General features: G+C 56.8%; 23 protein-coding genes, 1 tRNA gene and 1 other RNA gene. 7 read left to right on the forward strand and 18 right to left on the reverse strand.

Features of this window, described 5'->3' with window-relative positions; translation table 11 throughout:
* Positions 1 to 238 precede the first annotated feature (238 nt).
* The 9 genes from ACFPDR_RS10845 to ACFPDR_RS10885 all read right to left on the reverse strand — a co-directional run bounded on the left by ACFPDR_RS10845 (position 239) and on the right by ACFPDR_RS10885 (position 12559).
* Complete coding sequence (locus tag ACFPDR_RS10845) at positions 239 to 1033, reverse strand: ABC transporter permease (RefSeq protein ID WP_009463067.1); 795 nt, start codon at positions 1031 to 1033, stop codon at positions 239 to 241.
* Position 1034: 1 nt separating this feature from the next.
* On the reverse strand, positions 1035 to 1841 hold the full coding sequence (locus ACFPDR_RS10850) for an ABC transporter ATP-binding protein (RefSeq protein ID WP_063692414.1): 807 nt from the start codon (positions 1839 to 1841) through the stop codon (positions 1035 to 1037).
* Complete coding sequence (locus ACFPDR_RS10855; RefSeq protein ID WP_063692448.1) at positions 1834 to 2874, reverse strand: ABC transporter substrate-binding protein; 1041 nt, start codon at positions 2872 to 2874, stop codon at positions 1834 to 1836. The genes ACFPDR_RS10850 and ACFPDR_RS10855 overlap by 8 nt, the downstream gene beginning before the upstream one ends.
* Positions 2875 to 2979: 105 nt before the next feature.
* Positions 2980 to 3591: a recombination mediator RecR gene (gene recR, locus ACFPDR_RS10860; RefSeq protein ID WP_003803396.1), complete on the reverse strand. Its 612-nt coding sequence runs from the start codon at positions 3589 to 3591 to the stop codon at positions 2980 to 2982.
* Positions 3591 to 3917, reverse strand: coding sequence for a YbaB/EbfC family nucleoid-associated protein (locus tag ACFPDR_RS10865; protein WP_009463063.1), 327 nt, complete (start codon positions 3915 to 3917; stop codon positions 3591 to 3593). Before ACFPDR_RS10865 ends, recR begins: the two co-directional genes overlap by 1 nt.
* A gap of 41 nt (positions 3918 to 3958) precedes the next feature.
* Positions 3959 to 6379 (reverse strand): DNA polymerase III subunit gamma/tau, encoded by a 2421-nt coding sequence (dnaX, locus tag ACFPDR_RS10870; RefSeq protein ID WP_376911124.1) that lies wholly within the window; start codon positions 6377 to 6379, stop codon positions 3959 to 3961.
* Between the two features lie 115 nt (positions 6380 to 6494).
* Positions 6495 to 6592: signal recognition particle sRNA small type (ffs, locus tag ACFPDR_RS10875), an RNA gene on the reverse strand.
* Between the two features lie 16 nt (positions 6593 to 6608).
* A complete protein-coding gene (locus ACFPDR_RS10880) occupies positions 6609 to 9911 on the reverse strand; it encodes a UvrD-helicase domain-containing protein (RefSeq protein WP_376911125.1) in 3303 nt (1100 codons plus the stop codon).
* Positions 9911 to 12559, reverse strand: coding sequence for a hypothetical protein (locus ACFPDR_RS10885; RefSeq protein ID WP_376911126.1), 2649 nt, complete (start codon positions 12557 to 12559; stop codon positions 9911 to 9913). The genes ACFPDR_RS10880 and ACFPDR_RS10885 overlap by 1 nt, the downstream gene beginning before the upstream one ends.
* A 108-nt stretch (positions 12560 to 12667) precedes the next feature.
* Between ACFPDR_RS10885 and ACFPDR_RS10890 the strand changes: the two genes are divergently transcribed.
* Positions 12668 to 13480: a TOBE domain-containing protein gene (locus ACFPDR_RS10890; protein ID WP_239055191.1), complete on the forward strand. Its 813-nt coding sequence runs from the start codon at positions 12668 to 12670 to the stop codon at positions 13478 to 13480.
* Here ACFPDR_RS10890 and ACFPDR_RS10895 read toward each other — a convergent pair.
* Genes ACFPDR_RS10895 through modA form a run of 3 tightly spaced genes read right to left on the reverse strand, consistent with a single transcriptional unit; the run spans position 13470 to position 15616 of the window.
* Positions 13470 to 14171, reverse strand: coding sequence for a sulfate/molybdate ABC transporter ATP-binding protein (locus ACFPDR_RS10895; RefSeq protein ID WP_035270991.1), 702 nt, complete (start codon positions 14169 to 14171; stop codon positions 13470 to 13472). The genes ACFPDR_RS10890 and ACFPDR_RS10895 overlap by 11 nt on opposite strands.
* Positions 14168 to 14848, reverse strand: a complete 681-nt coding sequence (gene modB / locus ACFPDR_RS10900; RefSeq protein ID WP_009461324.1) for a molybdate ABC transporter permease subunit — start codon at positions 14846 to 14848, stop codon at positions 14168 to 14170. The genes ACFPDR_RS10895 and modB overlap by 4 nt, the downstream gene beginning before the upstream one ends.
* Positions 14849 to 14866: 18 nt before the next feature.
* Positions 14867 to 15616 (reverse strand): molybdate ABC transporter substrate-binding protein, encoded by a 750-nt coding sequence (gene modA, locus ACFPDR_RS10905; RefSeq protein ID WP_266108091.1) that lies wholly within the window; start codon positions 15614 to 15616, stop codon positions 14867 to 14869.
* A gap of 176 nt (positions 15617 to 15792) precedes the next feature.
* On the opposite strand from modA, the gene xerD reads away from it, so the two are divergent.
* Complete coding sequence (xerD, locus tag ACFPDR_RS10910) at positions 15793 to 16689, forward strand: site-specific tyrosine recombinase XerD (RefSeq protein WP_302357151.1); 897 nt, start codon at positions 15793 to 15795, stop codon at positions 16687 to 16689.
* A gap of 15 nt (positions 16690 to 16704) precedes the next feature.
* A complete protein-coding gene (gene ybaK / locus ACFPDR_RS10915; protein WP_035270993.1) occupies positions 16705 to 17199 on the forward strand; it encodes a Cys-tRNA(Pro) deacylase in 495 nt (164 codons plus the stop codon).
* Positions 17200 to 17273: 74 nt separating this feature from the next.
* On the opposite strand, the gene ACFPDR_RS10920 is transcribed toward ybaK, so the two are convergent.
* Positions 17274 to 17795, reverse strand: a complete 522-nt coding sequence (locus tag ACFPDR_RS10920; RefSeq protein ID WP_376911127.1) for a hypothetical protein — start codon at positions 17793 to 17795, stop codon at positions 17274 to 17276.
* 140 nt (positions 17796 to 17935) lie between these two features.
* Here ACFPDR_RS10920 and ACFPDR_RS10925 point away from each other — a divergent pair, with 140 nt between their 5' ends.
* On the forward strand, positions 17936 to 19159 hold the full coding sequence (locus ACFPDR_RS10925) for an MFS transporter (protein ID WP_376911128.1): 1224 nt from the start codon (positions 17936 to 17938) through the stop codon (positions 19157 to 19159).
* A 222-nt stretch (positions 19160 to 19381) separates the two neighbouring features.
* Here the strand turns inward: ACFPDR_RS10925 and ACFPDR_RS10930 are convergent, their stop codons facing one another.
* Positions 19382 to 19861 carry a nuclear transport factor 2 family protein gene (locus tag ACFPDR_RS10930; protein WP_376911129.1) on the reverse strand — a complete coding sequence of 160 codons (480 nt, stop codon included), beginning with the start codon at positions 19859 to 19861 and terminating at the stop codon, positions 19382 to 19384.
* 16 nt (positions 19862 to 19877) lie between these two features.
* Positions 19878 to 20489 carry an NAD(P)-dependent oxidoreductase gene (locus ACFPDR_RS10935; protein WP_009461315.1) on the reverse strand — a complete coding sequence of 204 codons (612 nt, stop codon included), beginning with the start codon at positions 20487 to 20489 and terminating at the stop codon, positions 19878 to 19880.
* 151 nt (positions 20490 to 20640) lie between these two features.
* On the opposite strand from ACFPDR_RS10935, the gene ACFPDR_RS10940 reads away from it, so the two are divergent.
* Entirely contained in the window at positions 20641 to 21030 is a 390-nt protein-coding gene (locus tag ACFPDR_RS10940) for a winged helix-turn-helix transcriptional regulator (protein WP_203145041.1), read from the forward strand.
* A gap of 62 nt (positions 21031 to 21092) precedes the next feature.
* On the opposite strand, the gene ACFPDR_RS10945 is transcribed toward ACFPDR_RS10940, so the two are convergent.
* Positions 21093 to 21518, reverse strand: a complete 426-nt coding sequence (locus ACFPDR_RS10945) for a PACE efflux transporter (RefSeq protein WP_009461311.1) — start codon at positions 21516 to 21518, stop codon at positions 21093 to 21095.
* Between the two features lie 325 nt (positions 21519 to 21843).
* On the opposite strand from ACFPDR_RS10945, the gene ACFPDR_RS10950 reads away from it, so the two are divergent.
* Entirely contained in the window at positions 21844 to 22455 is a 612-nt protein-coding gene (locus ACFPDR_RS10950; RefSeq protein ID WP_321289949.1) for a hypothetical protein, read from the forward strand.
* A gap of 29 nt (positions 22456 to 22484) precedes the next feature.
* Here the strand turns inward: ACFPDR_RS10950 and ACFPDR_RS10955 are convergent, their stop codons facing one another.
* Together ACFPDR_RS10955 and ACFPDR_RS10960 are read right to left on the reverse strand one after the other, a co-directional pair.
* Positions 22485 to 22964, reverse strand: a complete 480-nt coding sequence (locus tag ACFPDR_RS10955; protein WP_376911130.1) for a low affinity iron permease family protein — start codon at positions 22962 to 22964, stop codon at positions 22485 to 22487.
* Positions 22965 to 23931: 967 nt separating this feature from the next.
* A tRNA-Arg gene (locus ACFPDR_RS10960) sits at positions 23932 to 24006 on the reverse strand.
* A 554-nt stretch (positions 24007 to 24560) separates the two neighbouring features.
* Between ACFPDR_RS10960 and dctP the strand changes: the two genes are divergently transcribed.
* The gene (gene dctP / locus ACFPDR_RS10965; RefSeq protein WP_035271004.1) at positions 24561 to 25619 is read left to right on the forward strand and encodes a TRAP transporter substrate-binding protein DctP; all 1059 of its coding nucleotides are present in this window, start codon (positions 24561 to 24563) and stop codon (positions 25617 to 25619) included.
* Positions 25620 to 25637: the final 18 nt, after the last annotated feature.

Raw genomic sequence — 25637 nt, forward strand, 5'->3', positions numbered from 1 at the left:
GCTGATAATAACAACAATTCTCATTTCCAAAAACAGGAATGCTCGCTGTTTGCTCCGACAGTCTCACATTCTGGGCGTATGCGTTCCATCAATGCTCGCACAATAAGCTGATTTGCGAGCACCTGACTATTGCCTTGCTCCTACGACAAGGAGCAAGCATAAAAAAACCGGCGCCTGAAACAGGAGCCGGTTTTTCAACGTATAGCCAAGCTAGTCGATGGCTTGCTCAGGCATACGTTCAGAGCTTTTCCGTACCGCCACCTTGTGGCCGCCAGGCCAGCAGGCGATCTTCAAACACACTGACCAGTCCATCCAGGATCAGCGCAAAGACGGTCAGCACCACAATACCGGCGAACACCGTATTCACATCCAGCGTGCCCTCTGCCTGCAGGATCAGATACCCCACCCCACTGGCTGAACCCAGGTACTCACCCACCACAGCGCCCACGAAGGCCAGACCGACCGAGGTGTGCAAGCTGGAAAACACCCAGCTGGTAGCCGAAGGGATATAGACGTGGCGCAGCAACTGACGACGGCTGGCACCCAGCATGCGGGCATTGTCCAGCAGTGTGGAGCTGACTTCACGCACACCTTGGTACACGTTAAAGAACACGATGAAGAACACCAGCGTCACCGCCAGAGCCACTTTGGACCAGATACCCAGACCGAACCACATGCCGAAAATAGGCGCCAGAATGACTCGGGGCATGGAGTTGGCTGCAGTCAGGTACGGGTCCAGCAAGGCGGCCGCACGCGGCGACAGGCCCAGCCACAGACCGCAAGCCAGACCGGCAATCGTACCGATGGCAAAGGCCAGCAGGGTTTCGCTCAAGGTCACGCCCAGGTGCAGGTAAATATCACCGTTGGTGACGAACCAGGCCCAGATCACCTTGACCACTTCCAATGGCTGCCCAAAGAAGAAAGCCACTTTGGGGTCCAGCGTAAAAAAGTGCCAGGCAGCCAGAATGACGATGAGCAGCGAGATTTGCCAGCCGCGCAGGGCCAGCTTGGATTGAGTAATAGATTTAGACATATCAGGCACGCTTTTGCTGGGCATAACCCTTCAGAACTTCATCACGCAAGACGGCCCAGATTGCCGCATGCAATTCGACAAAGCGGGGGTCGTTGCGTACTTCGGCCACGTCACGAGGGCGTGGAAGATCGACATGAAATTCGCCGATGGGATGAGTACCCGGCCCGGCCGACAGAACCACCACCCGATCGCTCATGGCAATGGCTTCGTCCAGGTCGTGAGTGATGAACAGCACGGCTTTACGCTGCGCCATCCAGATCTCCAGCACTTCGTTTTCCATCAATTGGCGGGTCTGAATGTCCAGTGCCGAAAACGGCTCGTCCATCAGAATGATGTCGGGATCACGAATCAGGGTCTGGGCCAGCATGACGCGTTTGCGCATACCGCCAGACATCTGATGCGGATAACGATCCCCAAAGCCACCCAGGCCGACTCGCTTGAGCCATTCCTGGGCACGGGCGCGGGCCTCGTCCTGCAGGACACCAGCAAACTCCAGACCGGCCATCACGTTGGATTCGGCACTGCGCCAGGGCATGAGTGCTTCGCCCTGGAACATGTAGCCAGCGCGCTCGTTCACCCCTTCCAGGGGTTTACCGAACACACGCACTTCGCCCGACGAAGGGCTCAGCAAACCCGCCCCTACGTTCAGGAGCGTGGATTTGCCGCAGCCCGTTGGGCCTACAACCGACACAAACTCGCCTGGAGCAATGTTCAGGCTGGCGTCACGAACCGCTGTGTACGTACCTTTGCCATCGCGGGAGGCAAAAACACAGCTGATGTTATCTAAAGAAAGTGCTGCCTCAGACATTGGGATACTTCTTGTTGGCTTTTTCAGCAAATTCGTTGGTGAAGATCTTGCTGGTATCAATCTTGGATGCGTCCAGATTCGGCACAAAAGCGGCCAGCGCATTCAAGGCGGTAGCGGGGCCATCAGCATCGACCAGACCATCTGGCGAGAGTGCTTCTTTATTGGCATCCAGACATTGCTTGTACAGCTCCACGTCACCGAGCAGGTAGGTGGCGGGTACGGTCTTGGCAATGGTTTCGGCATCATTGGCCTGAATCCATTTGTCGGCGCGCACAATGGCATTGGCCAAAGCCTGAGCCGTATTGGGATTCTTGGTAATGAACTCTTCGGAGGCGTACAGGCAGGCCGAAGGCATGTTGCCGCCAAAAATGGTCTTGGTATCCGCAACCGTACGCGTGTCAGCAATGACACGGACTTCGTTTTCTTTAAGCAAGGTGCCAATAACCGGGTCCAGGTTGGCCATGGCATCAATCTGACCGGTACGCATGGCGGTGACGGCACCGGCACCAGCGCCTACACCGATAAAGGCCACGTCCGAGGGTTTCAGACCGTTTTGTTCCAGATAGAAGTTGACCATCATATTGGTCGAGGAGCCCGGTGCGGTCACACCGATTTTCTTGCCTTTCAGATCAGCTGGCGACTTATAGTCAGCCATCGTCTTGTTGGACACAGCCAAAACAATGGCGGGTGCACGCCCCTGCTGCACAAAGGCGCGGTACATCTGCCCTTTGGCCTGCAAGTTGATGGTGTGCTCAAACGCACCCGATACCACATCGGCGCTACCGCCCACGACGGCTTGCAGGGCTTTGGAGCCGCCGGCAAAGTCCGCCACTTTGACTTTGAGACCTTCGTCATCAAAGTAGCCATTGATCTCGGCAATGGACAAGGGCAGATAGTAGATCAGCGCCTTGCCACCCACGGCAATGGTCAGGTTTTTTTTCTCGATTTCTTGCGCACGGCCCAGCGTTGGCAATGACAGCGCTAGACCTGATGCTCCAACCAGCTTGAGTGCATGACGACGAGTCAGTTTCATGGCAATCCCCTTCTTGTTGTTGGTCATTAATTATTTAGGTTTGATACTTATACTAAAAAACAAAGGGGGGTGTCCCCCCCTTGTCCGCCAAGCGGTCAAACCCGATTACGTGGCGCGACGCTCCATCAAAGCCCAGGCAATGGTGCTGGGGTCTACATACTCCAGCTCGCTCCCGGCTGGCACACCGCGTGCCAGTCGAGTCACTTTCAAACCTTGGCTAGTGAGCATTTCCGCCAGATGATGGGCGGTGGTTTCGCCCTCTGCGGTGAAATTGGTCGCTAGAATCACTTCCTGCACTTGGCCATCACCGGCTCGCTCTAGCAAGCGGTCAAATTGCAAGGCATCCGGGCCTATGCCTTCCAGCGGCGTCAAACGCCCCATCAGCACATAGTAAAGGCCTCGATAGCCATGCGTAGCCTCGATCATGTTTTGATCGGCAGGCGTCTCCACCACACACAACAACGCCGGATCACGGCGGGGATTGGCACAGGTTTCACAGATAGGTTGAACAGTGAAACCATTGCAGCGCTGGCAGTGCTGCAGTGCCGTCGTGGCATGTTCAAGAGCGCGGCTCAATTGGTCGGCGCCTACCAGATCGTGTTGCAACAAATGGTAAGCCATGCGGCGAGCGCTACGCTCGCCCACACCGGGTAGCCGACGCAGAGCCTGGATCAGAGCCCGAAGCGGTTCGGGCTCAGCGATCTGCGGTTCGTTCATTAGAACGGGAACTTCATACCGGGTGGCAGTGGCAGGCCAGCGGTAACACCCGCCATTTTTTCCTGCGAGGTTGCCTCGGCTTTGCGCTGTGCATCGTTAAAGGCAGCAGCAATCAAATCTTCCAGCATCTCTTTTTCGTCTTCCAGCAGGCTGGGGTCGATAGAGACACGGCGCACATCGTGGCGGCAGTTCATGATGACCTTGACCAGACCACCACCGGAAACGCCCTCGACCTCGATATCGGCCAAGGCTTCCTGGGCCTTTTTCATGTTTTCCTGCATTTGCTGCGCCTGGCGCATCAAGCCGGCAATCTGACCTTTCATCATGGTTTGGTTTTCCTGATTGATATAAATTGACAAGGGGCCGTTCAGGCGGCCCGCACCAAAGGAGTGGCCTTGATTGACCCGGCTTTGACGCTGCCGTCAAAGTCCTGGATCAGGCTCAAGACAAAGGGATCCTGGGCAACCTGCTCTTCGGCCTGCCGCTGGCGCTCGGCCAGCTTGGCCTGCTCCACGGCATGCGCGGTAGCATCGCCCGTATCCCCGTATTCGATCACCAACTGAATGGACTGGGCAAAGTATTCCGACAAAACGGTGCGCAAGCGCGCTTTGCCCTGGCTGCCTTCAGTGGCCTTGATTTTGGCACGCAGATGGATTTCCTGGCCTTTCACGCCCAGCCATTCGCTCTGGCGGGCCAATTCAGCGGCCCAGCCACTTAAGGGCAGGCTGGTTGCCACTTCGGGCCAGGTTTCCGGTTTCATGCCGCCCAGACGGACGGTACGCGGGCTGTCCGAGCCGCTTTGCGGTACAGGCAGGCCCAGTTCAGTATCGGGCATGAAGCGATCAGACAGGGACACAGACGGTACATCGCCGTCTTCTTCGGCACGAGCCGCGTCCATATCCAGAGGTTGGTAATTCTCGAACTCTTCGTCCATGCCCTCGGACAGCCAGGCGGGCTCTTCCGGGCCGTCCTGGGTGGAGACGGCTGGCGGCGCTTCTTCAGCCACGGGTTCTACTCGGGCGGCGGCCTGAGCCTGAGACGACATCAGGGGCTGAGCACTGCTCTTGCCCTGGGCTTTGGGGGATTCCGCTACAGGGTCGGTAGAGGAATCAGCCTGGGATGCGGAGGTGGGCTCTGCGGCTGGCTGGGCTGACGGCGTCGATGCCGCTTGGGCGGCTTCAACAGCGCTGCTGTCAGCAACTGCAGTCGCAGCTTCTTGAGGCTGACTGGTCGCGGAACCGGCTTCAAAGCTTGCATCCGCTGGGGCAGACTCTGAAGAGTCATAGCTGGCCCCTGCACCGGCAGGCTCGGGAGCATCTTCCCAGGCCGGGACAAAATCGTCGTCAGCGGGGATGGATTCTGCGACAGGCGCTGCTTGGGCTGCATGTGCACTGGCAACATCAGCGACCGGGGCGGCTGCAGGGGCAGAAGCCTGTGCCTGCTGAGACGCGGCCTGTGGGTTAACCGCAGGCTGAGTGGTTTGCGCTGCTTGTGCAGTTTGTGCGCTCGGCTCTGTTTGCGCACCCTGCGCAGCTTGCTGTAGAGGCGCGGCAGAGGCGGTAGAGGTAGCCGGTGCCGACGCAAGCTCTGAGGCAGCGGGGGCTGCCGCAGGAGCGGGAGCAGCCTGAGCAGCCTGAGCAGCCTGAGCAGCACCAGCAGTATCAGACCCCGAAGGCCCTGCTGGCGGCACATACGCCGAAACAGGCTCAGGCAGCAAAGCCAGCATGCGCAAGCACGCCATCACAAAACCGGCGTACTCATCCGGAGCCAAAGACAGCTCCTGACGGCTATGCACCGCTACCGAATAAAACAACTGCACATGATCGGGCGAGAGCATGGGCGCTAATTGCCGCACTGCCTCAGCCAAAGGATCATCATCAGAAATCGTGCCGGGAATGCGCTGCTCGATGGCGATACGGGACAACAAGGTGGCCAGATCAGCCAGAGCGCCCGAATAAGACAGGCCGCGCAAGGCCAGATCATCGGCCACACCCATAATGGCCTGCGCATCATAAGCGACCAGCGCTTGCAGCAATTGCGCCAGGTGGCGTTGATCAATGGTGCCCAGCATGGCTTGTACAGCCTGGGCGCTAAGATCGCCTGCGCTATAAGCAATGGCCTGGTCGCTCAGCGACAAGGCATCGCGCATGGAGCCATCGGCTGCCTGTGCCAGCAAACGCAAGGCAGGCAGCTCGAACTGCATTTCTTCCTGGGTCAGAATGTCTTGCAGGTGGCCCACAATCGCGGGCACTGTCATCTGCTTCAAATTGAATTGCAGACAGCGCGACAAGACCGTGACCGGAATCTTTTGCGGATCGGTCGTGGCCAGAATGAATTTGACGTGCGCTGGCGGCTCTTCCAGCGTCTTGAGCATGGCGTTAAAGGCGTGCCCGGTCAGCATGTGAACTTCGTCAATCATGTAGACCTTGTAACGGCCCGAGCTGGGGGCGTAGACCGCCTGCTCCAGCAGCTGGGTCATCTCTTCCACACCACGGTTGGAAGCGGCGTCCAGCTCTACATAATCAATAAAGCGGCCAGCATCAATCTCGGTACAAGCGCGGCAAACGCCACAGGGCTTGGAAGTGATGCCAGTTTCGCAGTTCAGCGACTTGGCCAGAATACGCGACAAGGTGGTCTTGCCCACGCCGCGTGTGCCCGTAAACAGCCAGGCATGGTGCAGGCGCTGGGTATCCAGGGCGTGCGTCAGAGCGCGCACCACGTGGTCCTGACCAACCAAGGTGTCAAAGGAACGGGGGCGCCACTTGCGGGCCAGAACGAGATAGGTCATGCGAATTCCGGACGGCGTGAACCATCAATACAAATAAGCGAAAGGAAAAGTGTACCGGATTCGGTGCTGAAGGGAAGCAGATAGACCGGGCGCGCATAACCCGATAAGCAAATGAAGTGGCGAGCCTGACTCCGGCACTGATTCTGCACGGCTGTGGCTGCTTCGTTCCCGACCTGACCAGATTCACCGCCGAACCATGCGGAGGGGCCCGCCGACCAATAGTGTAGCATCAATACGGCAGCCAAAGATCGGCTCTCGGGAAATAAAGCGCAGCCTGCGCGGGCCGGCCATCCAGAGCCTGCACCTGCTCACAATACCGCTGCAATTGCGGCGCATAACGCTCCAGCATCCGTGCCTTGAAATCGTCCAAACTTTCATGCTCGGCAGGTCGTCCGGTCTTGTAATCCACCACCAGCCAGTGATCTTCCTGGGAAATGGCCAGGTCAATAATCGACACACGGCCACTGACGTCCAGCAAGGACCATTCCCGGTAAGCTCGGCTGACGCCCAGAAGCCAGCGGCCCCGTTCCGTCTGTACGGTCGCAGTAATCGCTTCAAACAGGGATTGGGCGGCTTCATCCAGATAGGTCGCTGGCACACCAGCACGCAGCAGTTGACGACGCATCACGGCGCGGCCTTGCTGCAAGCGTTCTACCGGCCATTGCTCCAGCCCTTCACGGCCCAGCTTTTCCAGCCAGTCGTGGGCAACCGTACCAATGGCTTTTTCATGAGTCGTGTCCAGGGACCACTGCCAGCTTTGATACTGCGGGCTGTCGGCCTGCAACTGCTCGGGCGGCGCGGCCGGCAAGCTCACCACACGCTGCAACAATGCCGCGGAACCTTGCCCGGCTTCCTCTTGCTGTCCGCCCTGCTCGGCTTGCCAAACAGGAGCCTGTGGCTGATCCAGGACCGGCCAGACACGGCTCAGCAAGGAGCGGCCATCCGGCTCGCGCAGGCCCTTATCCTGGGTGATGCTCAATTCCGCAAACAGATGCAGCTCCTGACGGGCACGCGTCAGGGCCACATATAACAAGCGGTGGCTTTCCTGCTCGGCCCGGATACGCTCCCGCGCCGCCAGAAACTGCGACACCGGATCGCGCTGCTCGCTGCCCTTATGGCTGATGGGCCCCAGAATCAGGCGCTCGGCGCTGTGCTCCAGACGAATCAACGGCTCGGAGTCGGCTGCTGACTGCTTGTGCAAGCCAAACAAGATGACAGTTTCAAACTCCAGCCCCTTGGACTTGTGAATTGTCATCACCTCCACGGCCTTGCCCGTGCCCTGCGGGGTGGCATACAGCGACTCCACACGGGCCTGCAGTTGTTGCTGGTCGGGCGGTCCGTAAGGGCATAACTCCTCCAGCAGACGCAAGACTTGTTCTGCATCCGCCTGATCAGCCAGGCTTGGATAGACTTGCGGCCCGCCCAAGCGCGTCCAGCATTCCTGCACCCAGGCAGCAAAAGGCATCAAGCCACTACGATTGCCTTTGTCCAGCAAGATCTGGCAAGCAAATAGCAGACGAGCACGCTCGTTGGCATCCCAGTCTTCAAAATCCTGATTGTGTGTAAGCTCGGCCAAGGTCTGTGTAGGGTGCAAGGCGCACAGGCGGTGCAGGCTCTCCAAACGCAGGCCGATCAATGGCGAGCGCAAGACAGACAGCCAAGCCAGTCGATCAGCCGGGTGCGCCAAGGCACGGACCAATTGCACCAGATCAGCCACCACAGGACGCTGTTGCAAGGGCTCCAGTTCTACGGCTCGACACGGGATGCCCTGCTCGCCCAGCTTGCGCACCAGACCATGCAAGTGCGAGCGTGCTCGCACCAGAATTGCCACCGGATGCTCACTGTCCTGATAACGTTCCAGAGCTTGAGCTGCGCACTGAACCGCCTCCTGCACTGCACGCTCTTGAGCCGCTTGCTGCGACGGCACAGCATCCTCTCCCCTAGCCACTCGGAAATGCCAGGACGGGTGAAAATGCACCGCCCACTCGGGAATATCGGGCTTGAAGGCGGTCGAATGTTCGTAGGTGACCATGCCCAGATCCGGATCAGGTCGAGCCGGAAACAGTTGCGCCCCCACCTTGTTAACCCATTCCACCAAGCGCGGATGTGAACGGAAGTTATTACTGAGATTCAGTGGCTCCAGCTCTACTTCGCCCAAGCGTCGAGCTTGCCAGACTTGCAAAAACAAACCCACTTCCGCCTTGCGAAAACGGTAAATGGACTGCATGGGGTCGCCCACCAAAAACAGACTGCGCCCATCGCCAGGCTCCCAGCCGCTGGTCAGGCGTTCCAGCAACTGCACCTGGGATTGGCTGGTGTCCTGGAACTCGTCTACCAGCAAATGGCGTATGGACCTGTCCATGCGCAAGAGCAGCTCGCCCGGCTCGTCGGCATCACCCAAGGCTTGCAAGGCACGTTGGGCAATCTCGGTGAAATCGACCTCAGCTTTCTCGGCAAAGCGAAGTTTCAATTGCGCCGCAGCCAGCCACAAGACCTGAATCAGATTGGACAGGACTTCTTGCTGTTGGGGGGAGTATTGCTCGGGCAAAAGGCGTGCACTGGCCAGGCGAGCAATCCAGGGCTCAGCCCCCAGACAATTGCTCAACCACTCGGTCAGCATTTCTTTTTGTGCCGTTTTTGGGGGAAAGCCATTACGCACCGTCAGGCTTTTGCGCAGATCGCCTTTATCCGTCAGCAACAAGGCTGCCAGACCACGCCAGCGCGGCAAATCGTCCATGACCGGGGCCAGGTTATCGCCTTGCCAATCCGCCAAGGCCAGCACATCGCCACTTTCCAGATTCGAGGCCGCAAAGCAGGCCAAAGGCGCCAAAGTTCGCGCCCAACCGGGTGGCAGTGAATCGCTTAGCTGCTGCAACTGCTGCTCCACCACCTCGCGCAAGCTGTCTTGCAAAAGCGCCACATCACCGCCCTGCCCCACCGCTGGCAACCACTGATCGCGGCTGGCCAACATACCGGCCAACAGAGCTTGCGCCTGCAGCAGGTTCACATCCATGTGTTCCAGAAAACGCGCCACGCTGGGCACGCTTTCCGCCATCTCCAGCGTGGCCCAAGCCGCCGCTTCGTAATGCTCCTGGGCCTTATCGGTAATGGCCGGAACCCCGCCCAGCCCCGTAATCCAGGGCATGGCGCGTACCAGGTGGGCACACAAGGAGTCGATGGTCCGGATGCTTAAACGGGCCGGGTAAGCCAGCAAATCCCACTGTTGCTCCTGATTACGCTGCATGGCGGCACGCGCCAGTTCCCAACTGCGTACCCGGTAGGGCTCGGCAGGCCGTTCCTGATTGGCAGCGGCCAACTTCTCCAGTACACGCGCATGCATTTCAGCCGCAGCTTTACGGGTGAAGGTAATGGCCACAATTTCTTCTGGCCGCTGCACGCGAGCCAGCAAGGCCAGAATCCGGTCGGTCAGCAGCTCTGTCTTGCCGGAACCGGCTGGGGCCTGGACCAGAAAGGAGGACTCGGGGTCCAGTGCCCGTGCACGGGCGGGGCTATCGCTAGGGACTGTCACCATTACACCTCTCCTCCATTGTCTTGGAGGTCTTCCTGGAACAAACGTAAAAAGGGCAAAACATCGCAATACAGCAGATCGTTGCGGTTCCAGATCTGATTGGCGGCCTGCCCTTGCAGGAACTCATCTGCCAAGCCTTCCACCGCCTGTTTCCACTGCGCGATTTGGGCGGTCCACTGCTGGGCGCTTTCCAATTCGGTCAGACCCTCAATATCCATGCCGGGCGCGGCCAAACCGCTTAAACCGACCTGTCGGGCATGCAAGCGTACAAAGGCCAAACCACTGACGCTACGGCCTTGATCCTGCAAGGCAGCAGCATAAAACGGCAATTGCAGATTCACGGGTCTGGGCCGCAGCCAGTCTTTATCGGGCCGCAGCTCGCCTATGCCGGTTTTGTAGTCCAGCAGCAATTGCTCGCCATCAGCCAGATCATCCAAGCGATCCAGACGCAGGTTCAGACGTAACAAGCCTCGATTCCAGCTCAATTCATGCTCCGTCGCCCCCAGAGCAAACGGCGGGCGCTGGGCTTCCTGATGGGCGTACTCGTTCAAGACCGCCAGACCCCGCTCCATTTCCAGGCTGCGCAGCACCGGACCATAATCGGCCAGCTCTTCCTGAGCGGCCTGTTCGATACATGCTTGCACCACATCCAGCAGCGAATCCTCACCAATCAGCTCATGCAGGCTGTCCTGATCCTTCACACGCAGCCAGAACAATTCGACGGCGCGGTGCAGGAACATCCCGCGTGTATTCATATCGCCCACACGGGCGTAGTCGGGCAAGGCCTGACCATGTAGACGAAACTTCACAAACGCCCACAAGGGATTGCGAGCCTGGGTATCCAGCACACTGATCCCGCCACGTATGCGCTCTTCCTGTTTCAAGCTGGGGCCTTGCTCGTCCAGCAAGGCTTCCTGTGCGACGGCCTGCTCTGCCTGCACCGCCCAAGGCATTTCAAGCACAGGCCAATGAGCAATCAAGGGACTGGGCCTCAGCTCCTGTTCGCCCTGATGCAAAGGCGCACTTAGCAAAACCTGATTCCCACAGCGTAGCAAGGCACTCAGCATCCAGCGCGCCCATTCCAGCTCCCGCTCTGGCGTACTGCGAGGTGCCGAGACTCGACGCAACACCTGGGCAGGAATCAAAGGATTGGGTTTGACCGCGGCAGGCAAAATATCATCGGTCAGGCCCAGCACCCATACGGCATCCCAGCGCCCGCCTTCCGCTTCCAGAAAACCCAGCACGTCCAGCCGGGAACGTGGGTCTCGTTGTGGCTGGAACAAATTTTCACGGGCCATGCGGGCCAAAGCGCTTTGTGCCTTCAAGGCACTGATGCGACCCAAGACCGGCGCTTGCTGCGCCAATTGCAGCAGCAAGGCTTCCAAAGCCTCCAGAGTTTGAAACTGGGCACTATCCAGACGGTTAGTGCCCGGAAAGCCCAAAGCCTCCAGGCATTGGCGCATGACCGACGCCCAGGTATCCACTCCTTGAGCGCCTGCCGATACGGACTCGAAGCGTTCCACCGCCTTGCCCCAGGCCAGAGCCAGTTCGGGTGTGTGGAAGCTGAGCATGTCGGCAAATTCTTTACGGCTAACTTGTGTAATGCGGTTGTCGCGCCAGGCCTTGTCAATGCGGGCACGGCCGCCTGCTTCGGACTGTTCTGCCTGACACGCTCCCAAACGCAAGGCTTCGCCCAGCATGGCGGGCTCGGCCTGCCCCTTGGTCGCCAGCGTAAACAAGGCCTTCAACCAGGCCATGGCCGCTTCAACCACTGGCCACTCAGCCAAGGATCGGGCTGCTGCCACGTTATAGGGCAAAGCACCTTGATCCGTGTGCATGGCCTGTCGCAAAAGACGATGCACCAACGGCAATTGCGTTTCCAGCTGCGCGGCCACAATGGCTACTGTGCGATCCGGGTCCTCGTCCAATTGACGACGCGCCCACTGCACCGCCAGGCGCCATTCCGTATCCGTATCCTGCGCCTGCACCCGATACACCTCTGTCGCCGGAGCCTCTTCATGCTGCAGCTGCAGAATCTCTACCCCCATGTCCTGCAAACCACTCAACAATCTTTGCAGGCGTGGCGAATATTCATGAAAACCATGCAGCACCATATGGCGATGACGCATGTGCAAGGCGCCTGCCCACACCGCTTTGAGCACACGCTCCGCAGCCAGGTTTGCATCATCCAGATCTGCCTGCTCCAGGCTTTGCCGGTAGTGAGAGCGCCATTGCATGAAGCGTTCAAAATCCACGCTAGCCTCGCCGGGTTTCAGCTCGATATTCCACTCATCCAGCAAGGTATCGGCTTCACAAGCCAGACGCGCCGCCTGACCGACATCCAGAAAATAGCCCTCTTCCTCGCACTGCTCGATACTGTGCTCCCAGCGCTGCAAGGCGGCGAAACGATCCATCTGGTGCGCGGCCGGTTGCCATTGTTCGGAAAAGCAGAGCTGATCACTGGCCTGCGCCAGCCACGCGCCCAAAGGCACAATTTCCGGTACGGCAACTGTCCCGCCAGCACCCGCCAGACGGGCCGACAAATGTCCCAGCAGGCGGCGCGCATAGCGCTTGTTCACGGTCAAGACAACCGTCTCGGCACTATTGAGCTCCTGCAATTGAGCCATGGAAACAGCAGGGGTGTCGTACATAGAAAAAACCAGTTAAGGTTGCAAGAAAACAGAACGGCCAGCAGCGCTGATCCGGCCATTGTACCGGCGCTCTATCCCTAGTTTGTTCCCGCCCTTACACTTATCACCATGTCTAGTTCACACACCCCCAATACCGAATTAACCGGCAGCCTGTCGCTGCGCACTGGCGACCATACCTGGGGTAGCGCCCGCCGTATGGCCTTGCTGGCAGCGATTGCCGAGCAGGGTTCGATCTCTGCCGCTGCCCGTCATATTGGCATCAGCTACAAGGCGGCCTGGGACGCCATCGACATCATGAATAATATGGCGGGCGAACCTCTGGTGCTGCGCAGTACGGGCGGTCATCGTGGTGGCGGTGCCACCCTGACTCCCAAAGCCGTCGAACTGCTGGAGCTGTATCAAACCTACGACCGGCTGCATCAACGCTTCATGAGCCGTATTGGTCGTTTAATGCCTTCCGTGGCGACTCAAATGGAGTTACTCCAAACCATGATCATGCAAACTTCGGCTCGCAACCAACTGGCCGGTATCGTTACCACGATTAAAACGGGAGCCGTCAACGACGAAATTCATGTGGATATTGGCCAGGGCCAAATCGTGGTCGCGTCCATCACACGAGAAAGCACGGAAAACCTGGGCCTGCGTGAGGGGCAGAAAGTTCTGGCCTTTCTGAAAGCGTCCTCGATCATGATTGGCACGGGCGACACCCGTAACTCCCTGTCCGCACGCAATCAACTGCCCGGCACGATTACCGATGTCATTACCGGTGCCGTCAATGCAGAAGTACGTCTGGAACTGCCACAGGGCCTGACAGTCACCGCCAGCATCACCCTGGACAGCACACAGCGCTTGCACCTGGAAGCAGGCCAGTCCGCCTATGCACTGTTCAAGGCATCCAGCGTGATGATCGCTACGCTGTAAGAACTTCCAGATCCGCGCTGGTACAGCATTCGATAATGCGTCCATCGCGAATACGATAGACCTCTTGGGCCAGGGCCCTGGCATCCTCAGGATCGTGTGTGATCAGGATAGTGGGAATATCGATCTGGCTTTGCAACTGAGCCAGTTCAGCCCGCAAACGCGCACGCAAGTCCTGATCCAGGGCCGCCAAAGGCTCATCCAGCAAAAGCAGCTGAGGTTCAATAGCCAAGGCTCGCGCCAGGGCACAACGCTGCTTTTGCCCGCCAGACAACTGGGCGGGATAGCTGCTTAATACCGACTCCAGCTGAAACGCTTCTACCCAACGCTGGGCAGCCGCAGGCATGTCTCGCACGGAGCGGTTGAACAAGCCCGTGTTCAGACCAAAGCAAATATTCTGTGCCGCCGTCAGATGCGGGAACAGGCCGTAGTCCTGAAACAGGTACGCCACCCGACGCTCGCGTGGTTTCAGGTTGATGCCTTTTTCAGAATCAAAATAGACCTGATCGCCAATTTGAATGCGGCCATGGTCGGGCCGCAACAAGCCCGCCACGCTTTGCACCGTCAAGGACTTGCCCGAACCCGAAGGCCCGTACAGGGCAATATGACGGGCTTCGGTTTGAATCTGGATATTCAAGTCAAAATGACGGGCCTCGCTGACCACGGTGCGTTGAATCTGTACAGTCAGGCTCATTGCATCCCTCTTTTACGGCGTACGTGACGGGGTGACAAGGCACTGGTACTCCACAAGACCAGCACACAAGTAATCGAAATAATAGCGACCAGCACCAATGCCTGCTGATCCTCCCCTGCCTGGACTGCCTCGTAAATGGCGATGGACATGGTTTGGGTGCGCCCCGGTATGCTGCCCGCGATCATCAACGTAGCGCCGAACTCGCCCAAAGCGCGGGCAAAGGCCAGCAAAACGCCTGCCATGATGCCACGCGCTGCCAAAGGCAGACTGACACGAAAGAAGATGGCCAGGGGTTTCAGGCCCAGCACGCTGGCCGCATTTTCCAGGCGGGGGTCCACGTCCTCAAAAGCCGCACGCGCTGCCTTCAAAATCATGGGAAAGGCCACGACAGTGGCGGCAATCACCGCGCCCTGCCAGGTAAAGACCAGTTCAATCCCCATACTGGAGAGCCATTGCCCAAAGGCACTGCGCCGACCCAGCAAGACCAGCAGGTAATAGCCGATGACGGTAGGCGGCAAAACCATGGGCAAGGTCAAGATGGAATCAAGCAGATCACACCAGCGCGACTGCCAGCGCGACAAGGCATAGGCCACTCCTATACCCAGCACACAGGCAAACAAGGTCGCCCAACCGGCGACCTTGAGCGATAAGCACAGGGGAATCCAAAGTGAAGTCATCCGACGATCAAAATCCTGTCAAGGCTTGGCAAAACCGTATTTTGCCAGCACTTGCTGTCCGGATTCAGACATGACGAAATCCTGGAAAGCCTGAGCCTTGTCATTACGGCCTTCGCGCTGCACCAAGGCGATCGGGTAAGTGACAGGTTCCGTGGTCTTGAGCACTTCCAGCACTTCCACCTTGTCTTTCATGATGGCCGCGTCAGTCGCGAACACGAAACCGGCTTCCACTTCACCACGAGCGACATAATCCAGCACCTGGCGCACATTCTGGCCCAGAATTTCACGCTGTTTCACCGCATCCCACTGACCGGCTTTCTCCAGAGCGGCCTGAGTATAACGACCCACAGGGACGACAGCCGGATTACCCAAAGCAACGCGTTTGACTTCCGCCTTGCCCAGATCGCCAGCGTTCGTAACCTTGGCAGGGTTGTCGCTAGGCACAATCAGCACAACCTGATTCTGCACAAAATTCTTGCGGGTAGCAGGATCCACAGCCTTGGCCTCTTCGGCCTTGTTCATGGCTTTCTGATCTGCCGAAGCAAACACATCCACAGGAGCGCCATTGACGATCTGCTGCAACAGCACGTCCGATGCCGCAAAACTGGTCAGCACTTTGGTGCCAGGATGCTCTGCCTCAAACTGGCCAGCCAATTCCTTGAAGGCGTTGGTCAGACTGGCGGCGGCGGCCACAACCAATTCATCGGCTTGCGCGGTGCCTTGCAAGAACAGGGATAAGGCAGCGACCGATACGACACGTTTGAACATTGTTTTCTCCTCCAAGGGCAGGTGTAACGAATTAGTATAATCAGGAAATATATATAGGTATATAGCGTAAATCTACCCGTCTGCTGAATGAAGCTCATCATCTCGGAGTGATAGCATGATGGCATTCCAGCTTTATTCCGGCTGCCAAAAGCACGCTTTACGACTCTTCCATCCTCATGACGCAAGCCAGTCTGATTTCCGATTTCATCACCATGCTCTGGTTGCAGGACGGCCTGTCTGCCAACACCCAACAAGCGTATCGGCAGGATCTGGAACGCCTGGAGGAATGGGCTCAACAAGAGCGCGAAGGCAAAGCGCTGGAACAGTTGGAAGCCAAGGATTTGCGGGAATGGATGGCCAGCCAGGCAGATCAGAGCAAGGCCAGCACAGCCAATCGCAGGCTGGCCACCTTACGTCGCTTTTACAACTGGACAGTGCAAGAAGGTATGCGGCAGGACGATCCCTGCCTGGAATTGAGCAGCGCCCGACAGGCCCCACGCGTCCCGCACACCTTGTCCGAAGAACAGGTAGAACGCCTGCTGGCTGCCCCGGACATACATAATCCCTTGGGGCTGCGCGATCGCAGCATGCTGGAAACCTTGTATGCCAGCGGTTTGCGCGTCACGGAACTGACTGAACTGCCCTTGCAGAACCTGAGCCTGAGCGATGGCGTGCTGCGCATCGACCAGGGCAAGGGGGGGAAGGACAGGCTGGTGCCTTTGGGACAGGAGGCCCTGCACTGGATCGAACGTTATATGCAGGAGTCCCGCCCTGCCTTGCTGGGCCAGCGCCGCAGCGACTTTGTATTTATTACAGGACGCGGCACTTGCATGAGCCGCCAGTCTTTTTGGTTGATCGTCAAGAAATATGCGGTTCAGGCCGGTATTCTGGCCCCCTTGTCCCCGCACGTTTTACGTCATGCTTTCGCGACCCATTTGCTCAATCACGGCGCCGACTTGCGCGTGGTGCAAATGCTCTTGGGACACGCCGACATTTCCACGACCCAGATTTATACTCATGTGGCACGTGAGCGCTTGAAAGCCTTGCACGCAGCCCATCATCCACGCGCCTAAGCGCACTACCAAGATATGGCTAAAGAAAAACACGTTAGCGAAACACCGGCCACACAGTGGCTACGTAAAAATGGCATTTCCTTTACCGAGCATAGCTACAACTATGTCGATCATGGCGGAGCCATGGAAGCGGCAGCCCAGCTGGGTCTGGACCTGCACCGGGTGGCCAAGACCCTGATCATGGAAGATGAAAGCGCCAAGCCCCTGATCATCGTGATGCACGGCGACCGTGAGGTCTCCACCAAGAATCTGGCCCGCCAAACCGGCGCGAAAAAGATCGCCCCCTGCAAACCGGATGTGGCCCAACGCCATTCGGGCTATATGGTTGGCGGCACCTCGCCTTTTGCCACTCGCAAGGCCATGCCTGTATGGCTGGAGGAAGAGCTGCTGGAGTTCGACACCATTTACATCAATGGTGGCCGACGCGGCTATTTGCTGGGTATCAATCCCCAGGTTCTGATCGACAAGCTGGGGGCTCGCCCCGTACAGGCTGGCCTGGAAAAAGGCTGATCTTACTTGGCAGCAGGTATAAAAAGACGGCGCAGTCAGCCCGTCTTTTTTTTGTCACGCACTTGCTTGAACCCTCAAACGCCACAATAAACAGCCTGGTTCTGCTCCCTGCACTTCCTGCCACGCGCAGCCACCACCACCACCACCACCACCACCACCACCACCACCACCACCACCACCACCACCACCACCACCACCACCACCACCACCACCACCACCACCACCACCACCACCACCACCACCACCACCACCACCACCACCACCACCACCACCACCACCACCACCACCACCACCACCACCACCACCACCACCACCACCACCACCACCACCACCACCACCACCACCACCACCACCACCACCACCACCACCACCACCACCACCACCACCACCACCACCACCACCACCACCACCACCACCACCACCACCACCACCACCACCACCACCACCACCACCACCACCACCACCACCACCACCACCACCACCACCACCACCACCACCACCACCACCACCACCACCACCACCACCACCACCACCACCACCACCACCACCACCACCACCACCACCACCACCACCACCACCACCTCCTCCTCCCGCAACTGGAACTGGAACTGGAACTGGAACTGGATAGCAGCGGACTACAACACTGTCCGCTCCATCGCTCTTCACAAAAGCAGGAGATTGCACCTCTTTGACATTTCGCCAGATAATTCAAACCTGAATAATAAGAGGGGACCCCATGTTTCAATCCTTGCGCCAGCCCGCCGTCATGACGGTGACTTTGGCGGCTGCTGGCATCCTGATGGTTACCATGGGGATACGCCAATCCTTTGGCCTGTTCGTTGGCCCCATTGATAAGGCAACCGGCATGGGCATCATGTCCATCAGCTTTGCCATGGCCGTGGGCCAACTTGCCTGGGGGGCCATCCAGCCTATTGCCGGTGCCTGCTCCGACCGCTGGGGCCCGGACCGGGTTCTGATCGCGGGCCTTCTGATTCTGGCACTGGGCTGTGCGGTAACGCCGTTTATTGGTACCGGGCTAGGGCTGACCCTGACGCTGGGCCTGCTGGCCAATATTGGTTCGGGCGCGGCCAGTTTCTCCACCTTGATTGGCGCTGCCGCCCAACGTATTCCGGATCACGCCCGCGGTCAGGCCTCGGGCCTGATCAATGCCGGCGGCTCCTTCGGGCAGTTCGTCTTTGCCCCCGTGGTGCAAAAGCTGATCGGCTGGGTCGGCTGGATGTCGACCTTTTGGGTTCTGGCCCTGACCGCCCTGCTGACCCTGCCTCTGATTCGCAAGCTAAGTCCGGGCAGCAAGCCCGAAAAAGCCGCAGCCACCCCAGCTCCTGTTGTCAGCGGTCCCGGTCTGGCCGAGACACTGAAAAGCGCCATGAAGGATCGCAGCTACTTGCTGCTGAGTCTGGGCTTTTTCACCTGCGGTTTTCACATTGCTTTTCTAGTCACCCACTTACCGGGGGAAATTGACTTGTGCGGGCTGCCACCTTCGGTAGCAAGCTGGTCGCTGGCCTTGATCGGCCTGGCCAATATCTTTGGCAGTATTGCCGCCGGTTCCTGCATTGCCCGCTGGCGCAGCAAGTACGTGCTGGCCCTGATGTATGCCTCGCGCGCCGTGCTGATCCTGTGGTACTTGATGATGCCTAAAACCGATCTGGTGTTTTACATCTTTGCCATCGGCCTGGGGCTGACCTGGCTGGCTACCGTGCCCCCTACCGCCAATATCGTCGCCAAGCTGTTTGGCACGCGCTATCTGGCAACCCTGTTTGGTCTGGCCTTGTTCTCGCACCAGATCGGCGGCTTTCTGGGCGCATGGCTGGGGGGTATCGCCTTGACCCGCTTTGGTGACTACAGCTGGATGTGGTGGGCTGATATTGTCTTGGCCGTACTGGCGGCCATCGTCAATCTGCCGATTCGCGAAGCCAAGATCAAGATGCAAACGGCTTAGACAACTCGCAATCGAAACTTCACCAAGCAACAGCACAAACGGTTGCCCAAAGAAGAACTCCGCTTACCCCCCTTATCAAAAAGACCCGCCATGGCTGGCGGGTCTTTTATTTGGTGTAAGCATAAGTCCTCGTTATAACGGGGCAAAGTCTTGCCCCCTTACGGCGCCGCGCAAGGCTGCTGCCTTATTGGTGGTAAAGAACGGGTTGCCCGAATAGTGAGCTTAGAACATGGTATTGCTGTTGGCCGCCTGCTCGGGCACGGCCTGAATCACATCCCAGTGCTCCACAATCTTGCCGTCTTGCACCCGGAAAATATCCATCACAGCGTGCCCGCGATCGGCCTTGCCATTGGTCGAATGCACATGCAGATAAACCAGATCGCCGTCTGCGGCACTACGCACAATCCGTGCGCGAGACTGCGGGTTCTCTTTGAAATAGCCATCAAAATACCCCACGAAAGGCGCTTTTCCGTCCGGCACCTCCGGGTTGTGCTGGATATAGTCCTCAGCTACGACCGCCGCCGCTTCCTGCACCTGATGCTTGTTAAAGAAGCTGTCGTAAAAATCGACCACCAGCTTGCGATTGCTCTCTTCCTGAGCCACATCACGAGTCGGCGAATTGGCAGCCAACGCTGCATTTGTGCTCAACAAGAAAGAGCCCGCTAATAAAACTGGAGATACCCATCGGATTAAACCTTTCATCAGTCCCACTCCCTATTCAATAACCTACGGTGAAGCGCTGGCGCGAATGGGCAGGACGTTCAATCTCGTCCACCAAAGCGATGGCGTAATCCTCATAAGAAATCTTGCTGCCTTGGTCGGAGACCAAAAGGCTGTCTTTGCCGATACGGAATTTGCCTGTGCGCTGACCGGGGCCAAACTCTGCCGAGGGCGACAGGAAAGTCCAATCCAGTTCTTTTTCCTGACGCAACTGATCCAGAAAGGCAATGCCACCCAAGGCCTCGGTCCGGTAAGCGTCCGGGAAAGCAGGCTGATCAATCAATCGCTGACCGGGGGCCACTTCAAGGCTGGCGGCACCGCCTACCACCAGATAACGCGGCACACCGGCCGCACGAACCGCCGTAATCAGCTTGGAAGGATCTGACGACGCAAAACGAACCGCACTAATTGCAATATCGTGCCCTTTCAATAGCGCAATCAAACCATCCAGATCATTCACATCGCCCTGAACTGCGGTGACATTGGGCAGGCTGGCAATTTTTTCAGTATGGCGAGCAATCGCTGTCACCGTATGACCGCGATCCGAGAGTTCTTTCAAAAGGCGCGAACCGACTTCGCCAGAAGCACCTATCAATGCAATACGAGACATAACAGCTCCTTGTGTGCTCAAATAAAGACCTGGTCTAGAAAGTAGACCATTAAGCGTGATGCTAGACAGTTTTTTGACCGTCCACAAGAAGTCACGCAGGCCATACCAGGTCACACGGAAGTGACTATTGAACACAGGAAAGCAAGCCACCATGTCCTCATCAAGCGCAGCCACATTGGCTTCCAGCCCCATTCAGGAAGAATTTGAACAACCCTGTCCCATCCGGGATGTACTGGATCGGATTGGCGACCAATGGAGCCTGCTGATCCTGGAATCGCTGGCACCGGGCACACTGCGCTTTAATGAGCTGGGTCGGGAAATCGGTGATATTTCCCGTCAAATGCTCTCGCGTACGCTCAAAAGGCTGGAAACCGATGGGTTTGTACAACGGACCTTATACGCCGAAGTACCGCCCCGCGTGGAATACACGCTCACCGAATTGGGGCAGTCTTTTCTGGTACCTATGCGAGAACTGGTGAAGTGGGCAGACGTACACCACGCCCGTATCTGTCAGGCGCGGCGGGAAGCTCAGGTGCAGTGAGAAAGCCAATCCAGCAGAAACAAAAAAAGCCGCATTACGCGGCTTTTTCTTGGACGACGGGGTCAAGCCGCACTGGCCGGCAAACCGAATACCCGGTCAAAGGTCCAGCTGAAAATAAAGGAATAAATCAGAAAGAACACCAGAATGGCTACTTCCATACGCAAGGCTTCCAGCAAGCCGACCTGATACCACCACATATACAAAGGCACGATAGCAATCACCAGGCCAGCCTCAAAGCTGATGGCATGCACACTGCGGCGCAACAAACTGCGGCCTTTGACAGCTTGGCGGGATTCCCAATGTTCGAACGCCGTGTTGAACACGTAGTTCCAGACAATCGCAATCACCGAGATCGCCACAGCAATGGGCGCGGACTCTGAAGCCTCCCCACCGGCAAAGTACGCCAGCAAGAAAGAAGAAAAAACAATGGCAAAAAACTCGAACAAACCCACGTAGAAAACGCGGCGTTTCCAACCCTGGAGTGTCATGACTACCCTGCTGCGGTGCATCAGCCTGGCACTGAAAGAGATTCAGCCGGACGAGACGATGCGTTCAAAAATGGAGTGGCAAATCCGATGCACAGGCCCTCAGCCCGCATCGAAGCTGCGATAAAGCGCACAATCCTACCACAGGCAAGCAGACGGTTTGCAGGGCAGCTCCAATAACCCTTTTCAAACCCGATCGGGCAATATTGTTACCCAAGCCTTACGCCATTCACAGCCCGTATCACTCCTCATCAAATCGCATAATCTGTACGCCCCGCAGCATTTATGGTGTCAGTTCCAACCCTCAACCTCTGGACTGGAGCGAACAATGACATTACATAAAGCCAACACCGAACAGCTGCATGAACTCTTGTATCAAGCCCTGGAAACTGAATTGGGTGGGGAGCAAGTCTATAAAGCAGCCATTTCCTGTGCCAATAACGCGGACCTGAAAAAAGAATGGGAAGGCTACCTGGAAGAAACACTGACACACCAACAGGTGCTGAAAAGTATCTTTGAGGAGCTGGCACTGGACCCCGCCAAACAAACACCCGGCCGACAAGTACTGAAACAGATCGCCTCTGCACTGGTCAAGGCCATGGGGTTGGCCAAACAGGCAGGGGATCCGAAAGCGGCAGAGCTGGTCGCATCCGAATGTGTCATTCTGGCCGAAACCAAAGACCATCTGAATTGGCAGTTGATTGGCCTGGTTGGCGAGCAGAGCAGAGACAAGAAACTGGCGACTTTACTCAAACAGGCTCATGACGCCGTCGCTCCCGATGAGGGCCATCACCTGTACCATACCCAGGGTTGGTCTCGCGAGCTGTGGATTCAATCCTTGGGATTTCCTGCCGTGCTGCCCCCGCCAGAAGAGCAAAAGCAAGTCGAAACGCCGATCGGGGCCTCGCGGGCCGAGCAGCAACGCAACAAGATGCTGTAAAAAAAAAGGGCCGCAAGGCCCTTTTATCTTTATGTATCGCCGTCCAGACGTCGGCGTGCTTTCAACGCGATGGAGGAATAATAGGCCTCCAATTTCTTGAGCTGCTTTTCATCCAGTTCCTCAACATCAATCAAGCGCTCATTGGCATCGGTCAGTGAAATAATCAGCTCATCAAGTTTTATATGCAGTGCCTTGCTATCTTTATTCTGATTTTGCTGAATTAAAAACACCATCAAGAAAGTAATAATCGTGGTTCCGGTATTGATAATTAACTGCCAGGTCTCCGAATAATTAAAATAAGGCCCGGACAAGGCCCAGACCAGCACGGCTAAAACAGCAACAGAGAACATGATGGGCGAGCCGGCAAAGCGGGTCACGGTCTTGGCAAAGCAGTCAAACAAACTGTCTACAGAATCTGGCTTGCAAGGTTTGACCACGGGTGGCTCCTCCTGCCTGCACGCAGAGGAGGAAAACGGGTCTTTTTTCAAGGAACGCTTGTCGTTTTTCATGGCAAATTCCTTATAAATAAAAGCAGTTTAGTCGGGAGCCCGCCTCATATATTTCAAATAAAAACGAAACTGGGCAAAATTCAAACAGAGCTCGATCAAGGACACACCTGATTTTCCTGCCACCGACTTGAGTCACACCGACGACAAGCCAGCCAAACGATTTGACCCAGCCTTATCCCCTTGTCTGATGCAAGGATAGACAAGAACTCCTCTATTTTTTTTACGGGTATTTCCGAACGAAATATCCTTTTACAGCTGACACTACCCAAGCCCCAACAAGATTTGTAAGATGCAGGCTGACTATCTTGCTTTCAGTTTGATAGTTTTTGTAGAAAGTACATTGCTGTCTTTTTTTAAAACACGCTATTTCCCATAGCCTTTATTTAAAAAGGAGCAAGAAGTGGGCAAGATTGACCATAAAACCATGTGTATTTTGTGCCAGACTCTGCCGCTTTCCAAAGCGTATACACCTAAGCATGCTTATATGGAACGCGTCACCAAAACAGAGGACTATGGAGACCAGGGAGCACAGAGCCTGTTTCGCTGCTCCGTTTGCCAAACTCACTGGCTTTATCAACAAGACAAATGGAAAAGTTGTCTGGGATTCAAGCTCTGGACCGGGAATGTAGATGACTATCTGTCCTCAACAAGAAATCCCGGCAAAGCATGGGGACAGCAACACAACCCCAGAAGCTCATCTCCGGGTTTTGACAATCGACCGTTCCATTAGCGCCTCCCGCATTCCATAGCGCGCATGACTCTTGAATTGTCATCATGAACGATTAGTCAGGTGCTCAAGCCAGCCTTGTTGCTCAAAACAGGGCTGGCTCGAAAAAAGAAAACGAGCGGGCACGAACAGCCCTGCGCAAAAAGCACAGGATGCTAATCATCAAGTGGGATATCAAAGCTCGGCCTATCAGAACGAGCCTTCAGGACCATGAAGCCGGGCAGGCGTCATGCATAAGAATGGCGGGCCCAGCAGGAATCGAACCTGCAATCTTCCCTTAGGAGGGGAAAGTTATATCCATTTAACTATGGGCCCGGTGGCTTGTCTGCGCAGTGGGCCCAGGCGGGCCAGACACTACATGCACCGCAGGAATCCAGGCTTTACAACACGCAAGAGTAGATTCGACGCCCTCTCTTGTTTGTAAACAACCAGCTATTTTCCTGCCTGCTGCTACCGAAAGTGCTACAGCAAAAGAACGGTCCAAAGACCCTGTCCTGCCGCCGTGCGCTTCTAAAAAAGCAGTCGCAAAGTGTACCAGCTAGACCGCGGGGACGAAAGGATTGAAACAGCTCAACAAGGCTGCCCCGCAGTGCTTCAAACAAGCATGAAAAAATCCGCATCACGAATGATTTCACCGCTGAAAATCCGCGTCAAAACCAGGTCTGGAACGCCCTTACCCTGTCCTTCCACCATCCAAAACGAACACCGAAACCCAATCAGCAAGCCACCTCCGGCGCTTTCTAGGACAAACCCCAATCTAAATATGTTGTTAATATATTTAGAAAATATTAAGATCCATCCCATGCTTTGACGCTGGCCGCCAGCCTGCGACGGAGCTGGACTCTATAAAAAAACCACCGGAGACAAACATGAAATCCAAACTTGTTGCATCCACCCTGGCCGGCCTGTTTCTGCTGAGCAGCATGGCCTCGGCGCAAGCGGCCGAAATCAGTTGGCGCGTACCAACTTCCGTACCCGAAGGCTCCCCGTTTTATCAGAATTTTCTGGAGCGTTTTGCAAAGAACGTGAAGCTCATGACGGGGGATCGTGTCGAGATTCAGCCCTTTGGAGCAGGTGTTATTGTTCCCGCCCTTAAAGTTTTTGAAGCGGTAGAGACCGGCGTGGTAGAGGCGGGGCACTCCACCTCCAGCTACCTGGTCAACCAGGACCCGGCCAATGCCATTTTTGCTGGCTACCCCGGTGGCATGGGACCTGATGCTTATCGCGTCTGGCTGTATGAAGGCGGCGGCAAGGAAAAACTGCAGGAGCTGCGTTCCAAAAACGGTCTCAAAACCATGATTGTCGGTTTGGGTTCGACGGAAGTGCTGGCCCACTCCAACACCCCCATCCGAACTGCAGAGGACTTGAAAGGCCTGAAATATCGCACTTCCGGTGCCTGGGCGGACGTAATGAAAGACTATTTCGGTGCCGTTCCCACCGTGGTGCCACCCGGCGACACGTACACCCTGTTGCAGCGCAAAGGGGTCGATGCGGTGGAATGGGCTACCCCCTCCTCCAATACCCCCGAAGGTTTTCATCAGGCCGCCAAATACATTGTGGTCCCTGGTGTGCATCAGCCCACCTTTATGTGGGAAGTCGTCCTGAAGCAGGAAACCTGGGATAAAGTGCCGGCCGATTTGCAGCAACTGATCGAGGCCGCTGCTGAACTGACCACCCACCAATCCCTGGACTACTTCTACAACGCCGACATCAAAGCCATGGAGAAGTACCGCCAGGGTCGCAATGAAGTCATCACTCTGGACCCGGCCTTCATCAAGCAATTGGCGGATGCCGGCAATGATTGGGTACACAAGAAAGCCGAAGCGCAAGCGCAATCGGGCAACGACTACATGAAGAATTTGCTGACTGATTACGACGGATTCCTGAACCGTTGGCGCAGTGAAAGCAATTACCTGATCCGAGACTAAGTCCCACTTTCTGAAGGA

Source organism: Alcaligenes sp. GCM10023179, assembly GCF_042653705.1.
GTDB classification, from domain to species: Bacteria; Pseudomonadota; Gammaproteobacteria; order Burkholderiales; family Burkholderiaceae_B; genus Alcaligenes; species Alcaligenes phenolicus.

Bases quoted from the DNA above. Each gene is read 5' to 3' on its own strand.
- ACFPDR_RS10850 (WP_063692414.1), bottom strand. From the start codon at position 1,841: ATGTCTGAGGCAGCACTTTCTTTAGATAACATCAGCTGTGTTTTTGCC.
- dctP (WP_035271004.1), top strand. From the start codon at position 24,561: ATGAAATCCAAACTTGTTGCATCCACCCTGGCCGGCCTGTTTCTGCTG.
- ACFPDR_RS10895 (WP_035270991.1), bottom strand. From the start codon at position 14,171: ATGAGCCTGACTGTACAGATTCAACGCACCGTGGTCAGCGAGGCCCGT.
- ACFPDR_RS10885 (WP_376911126.1), bottom strand. From the start codon at position 12,559: ATGTACGACACCCCTGCTGTTTCCATGGCTCAATTGCAGGAGCTCAAT.
- recR (WP_003803396.1), bottom strand. From the start codon at position 3,591: ATGAACGAACCGCAGATCGCTGAGCCCGAACCGCTTCGGGCTCTGATC.
- ACFPDR_RS10930 (WP_376911129.1), bottom strand. From the start codon at position 19,861: ATGAAAGGTTTAATCCGATGGGTATCTCCAGTTTTATTAGCGGGCTCT.
- ACFPDR_RS10880 (WP_376911125.1), bottom strand. From the start codon at position 9,911: ATGGTGACAGTCCCTAGCGATAGCCCCGCCCGTGCACGGGCACTGGAC.
- xerD (WP_302357151.1), top strand. From the start codon at position 15,793: ATGACGCAAGCCAGTCTGATTTCCGATTTCATCACCATGCTCTGGTTG.
- ACFPDR_RS10865 (WP_009463063.1), bottom strand. From the start codon at position 3,917: ATGATGAAAGGTCAGATTGCCGGCTTGATGCGCCAGGCGCAGCAAATG.
- ybaK (WP_035270993.1), top strand. From the start codon at position 16,705: ATGGCTAAAGAAAAACACGTTAGCGAAACACCGGCCACACAGTGGCTA.
- ACFPDR_RS10945 (WP_009461311.1), bottom strand. From the start codon at position 21,518: ATGACACTCCAGGGTTGGAAACGCCGCGTTTTCTACGTGGGTTTGTTC.
- modB (WP_009461324.1), bottom strand. From the start codon at position 14,848: ATGACTTCACTTTGGATTCCCCTGTGCTTATCGCTCAAGGTCGCCGGT.
- ACFPDR_RS10855 (WP_063692448.1), bottom strand. From the start codon at position 2,874: ATGAAACTGACTCGTCGTCATGCACTCAAGCTGGTTGGAGCATCAGGT.
- ACFPDR_RS10950 (WP_321289949.1), top strand. From the start codon at position 21,844: ATGACATTACATAAAGCCAACACCGAACAGCTGCATGAACTCTTGTAT.
- ACFPDR_RS10955 (WP_376911130.1), bottom strand. From the start codon at position 22,964: ATGAAAAACGACAAGCGTTCCTTGAAAAAAGACCCGTTTTCCTCCTCT.
- ACFPDR_RS10935 (WP_009461315.1), bottom strand. From the start codon at position 20,489: ATGTCTCGTATTGCATTGATAGGTGCTTCTGGCGAAGTCGGTTCGCGC.
- modA (WP_266108091.1), bottom strand. From the start codon at position 15,616: ATGTTCAAACGTGTCGTATCGGTCGCTGCCTTATCCCTGTTCTTGCAA.
- ACFPDR_RS10845 (WP_009463067.1), bottom strand. From the start codon at position 1,033: ATGTCTAAATCTATTACTCAATCCAAGCTGGCCCTGCGCGGCTGGCAA.
- ACFPDR_RS10925 (WP_376911128.1), top strand. From the start codon at position 17,936: ATGTTTCAATCCTTGCGCCAGCCCGCCGTCATGACGGTGACTTTGGCG.
- ACFPDR_RS10890 (WP_239055191.1), top strand. From the start codon at position 12,668: ATGTCTAGTTCACACACCCCCAATACCGAATTAACCGGCAGCCTGTCG.
- ACFPDR_RS10940 (WP_203145041.1), top strand. From the start codon at position 20,641: ATGTCCTCATCAAGCGCAGCCACATTGGCTTCCAGCCCCATTCAGGAA.
- dnaX (WP_376911124.1), bottom strand. From the start codon at position 6,379: ATGACCTATCTCGTTCTGGCCCGCAAGTGGCGCCCCCGTTCCTTTGAC.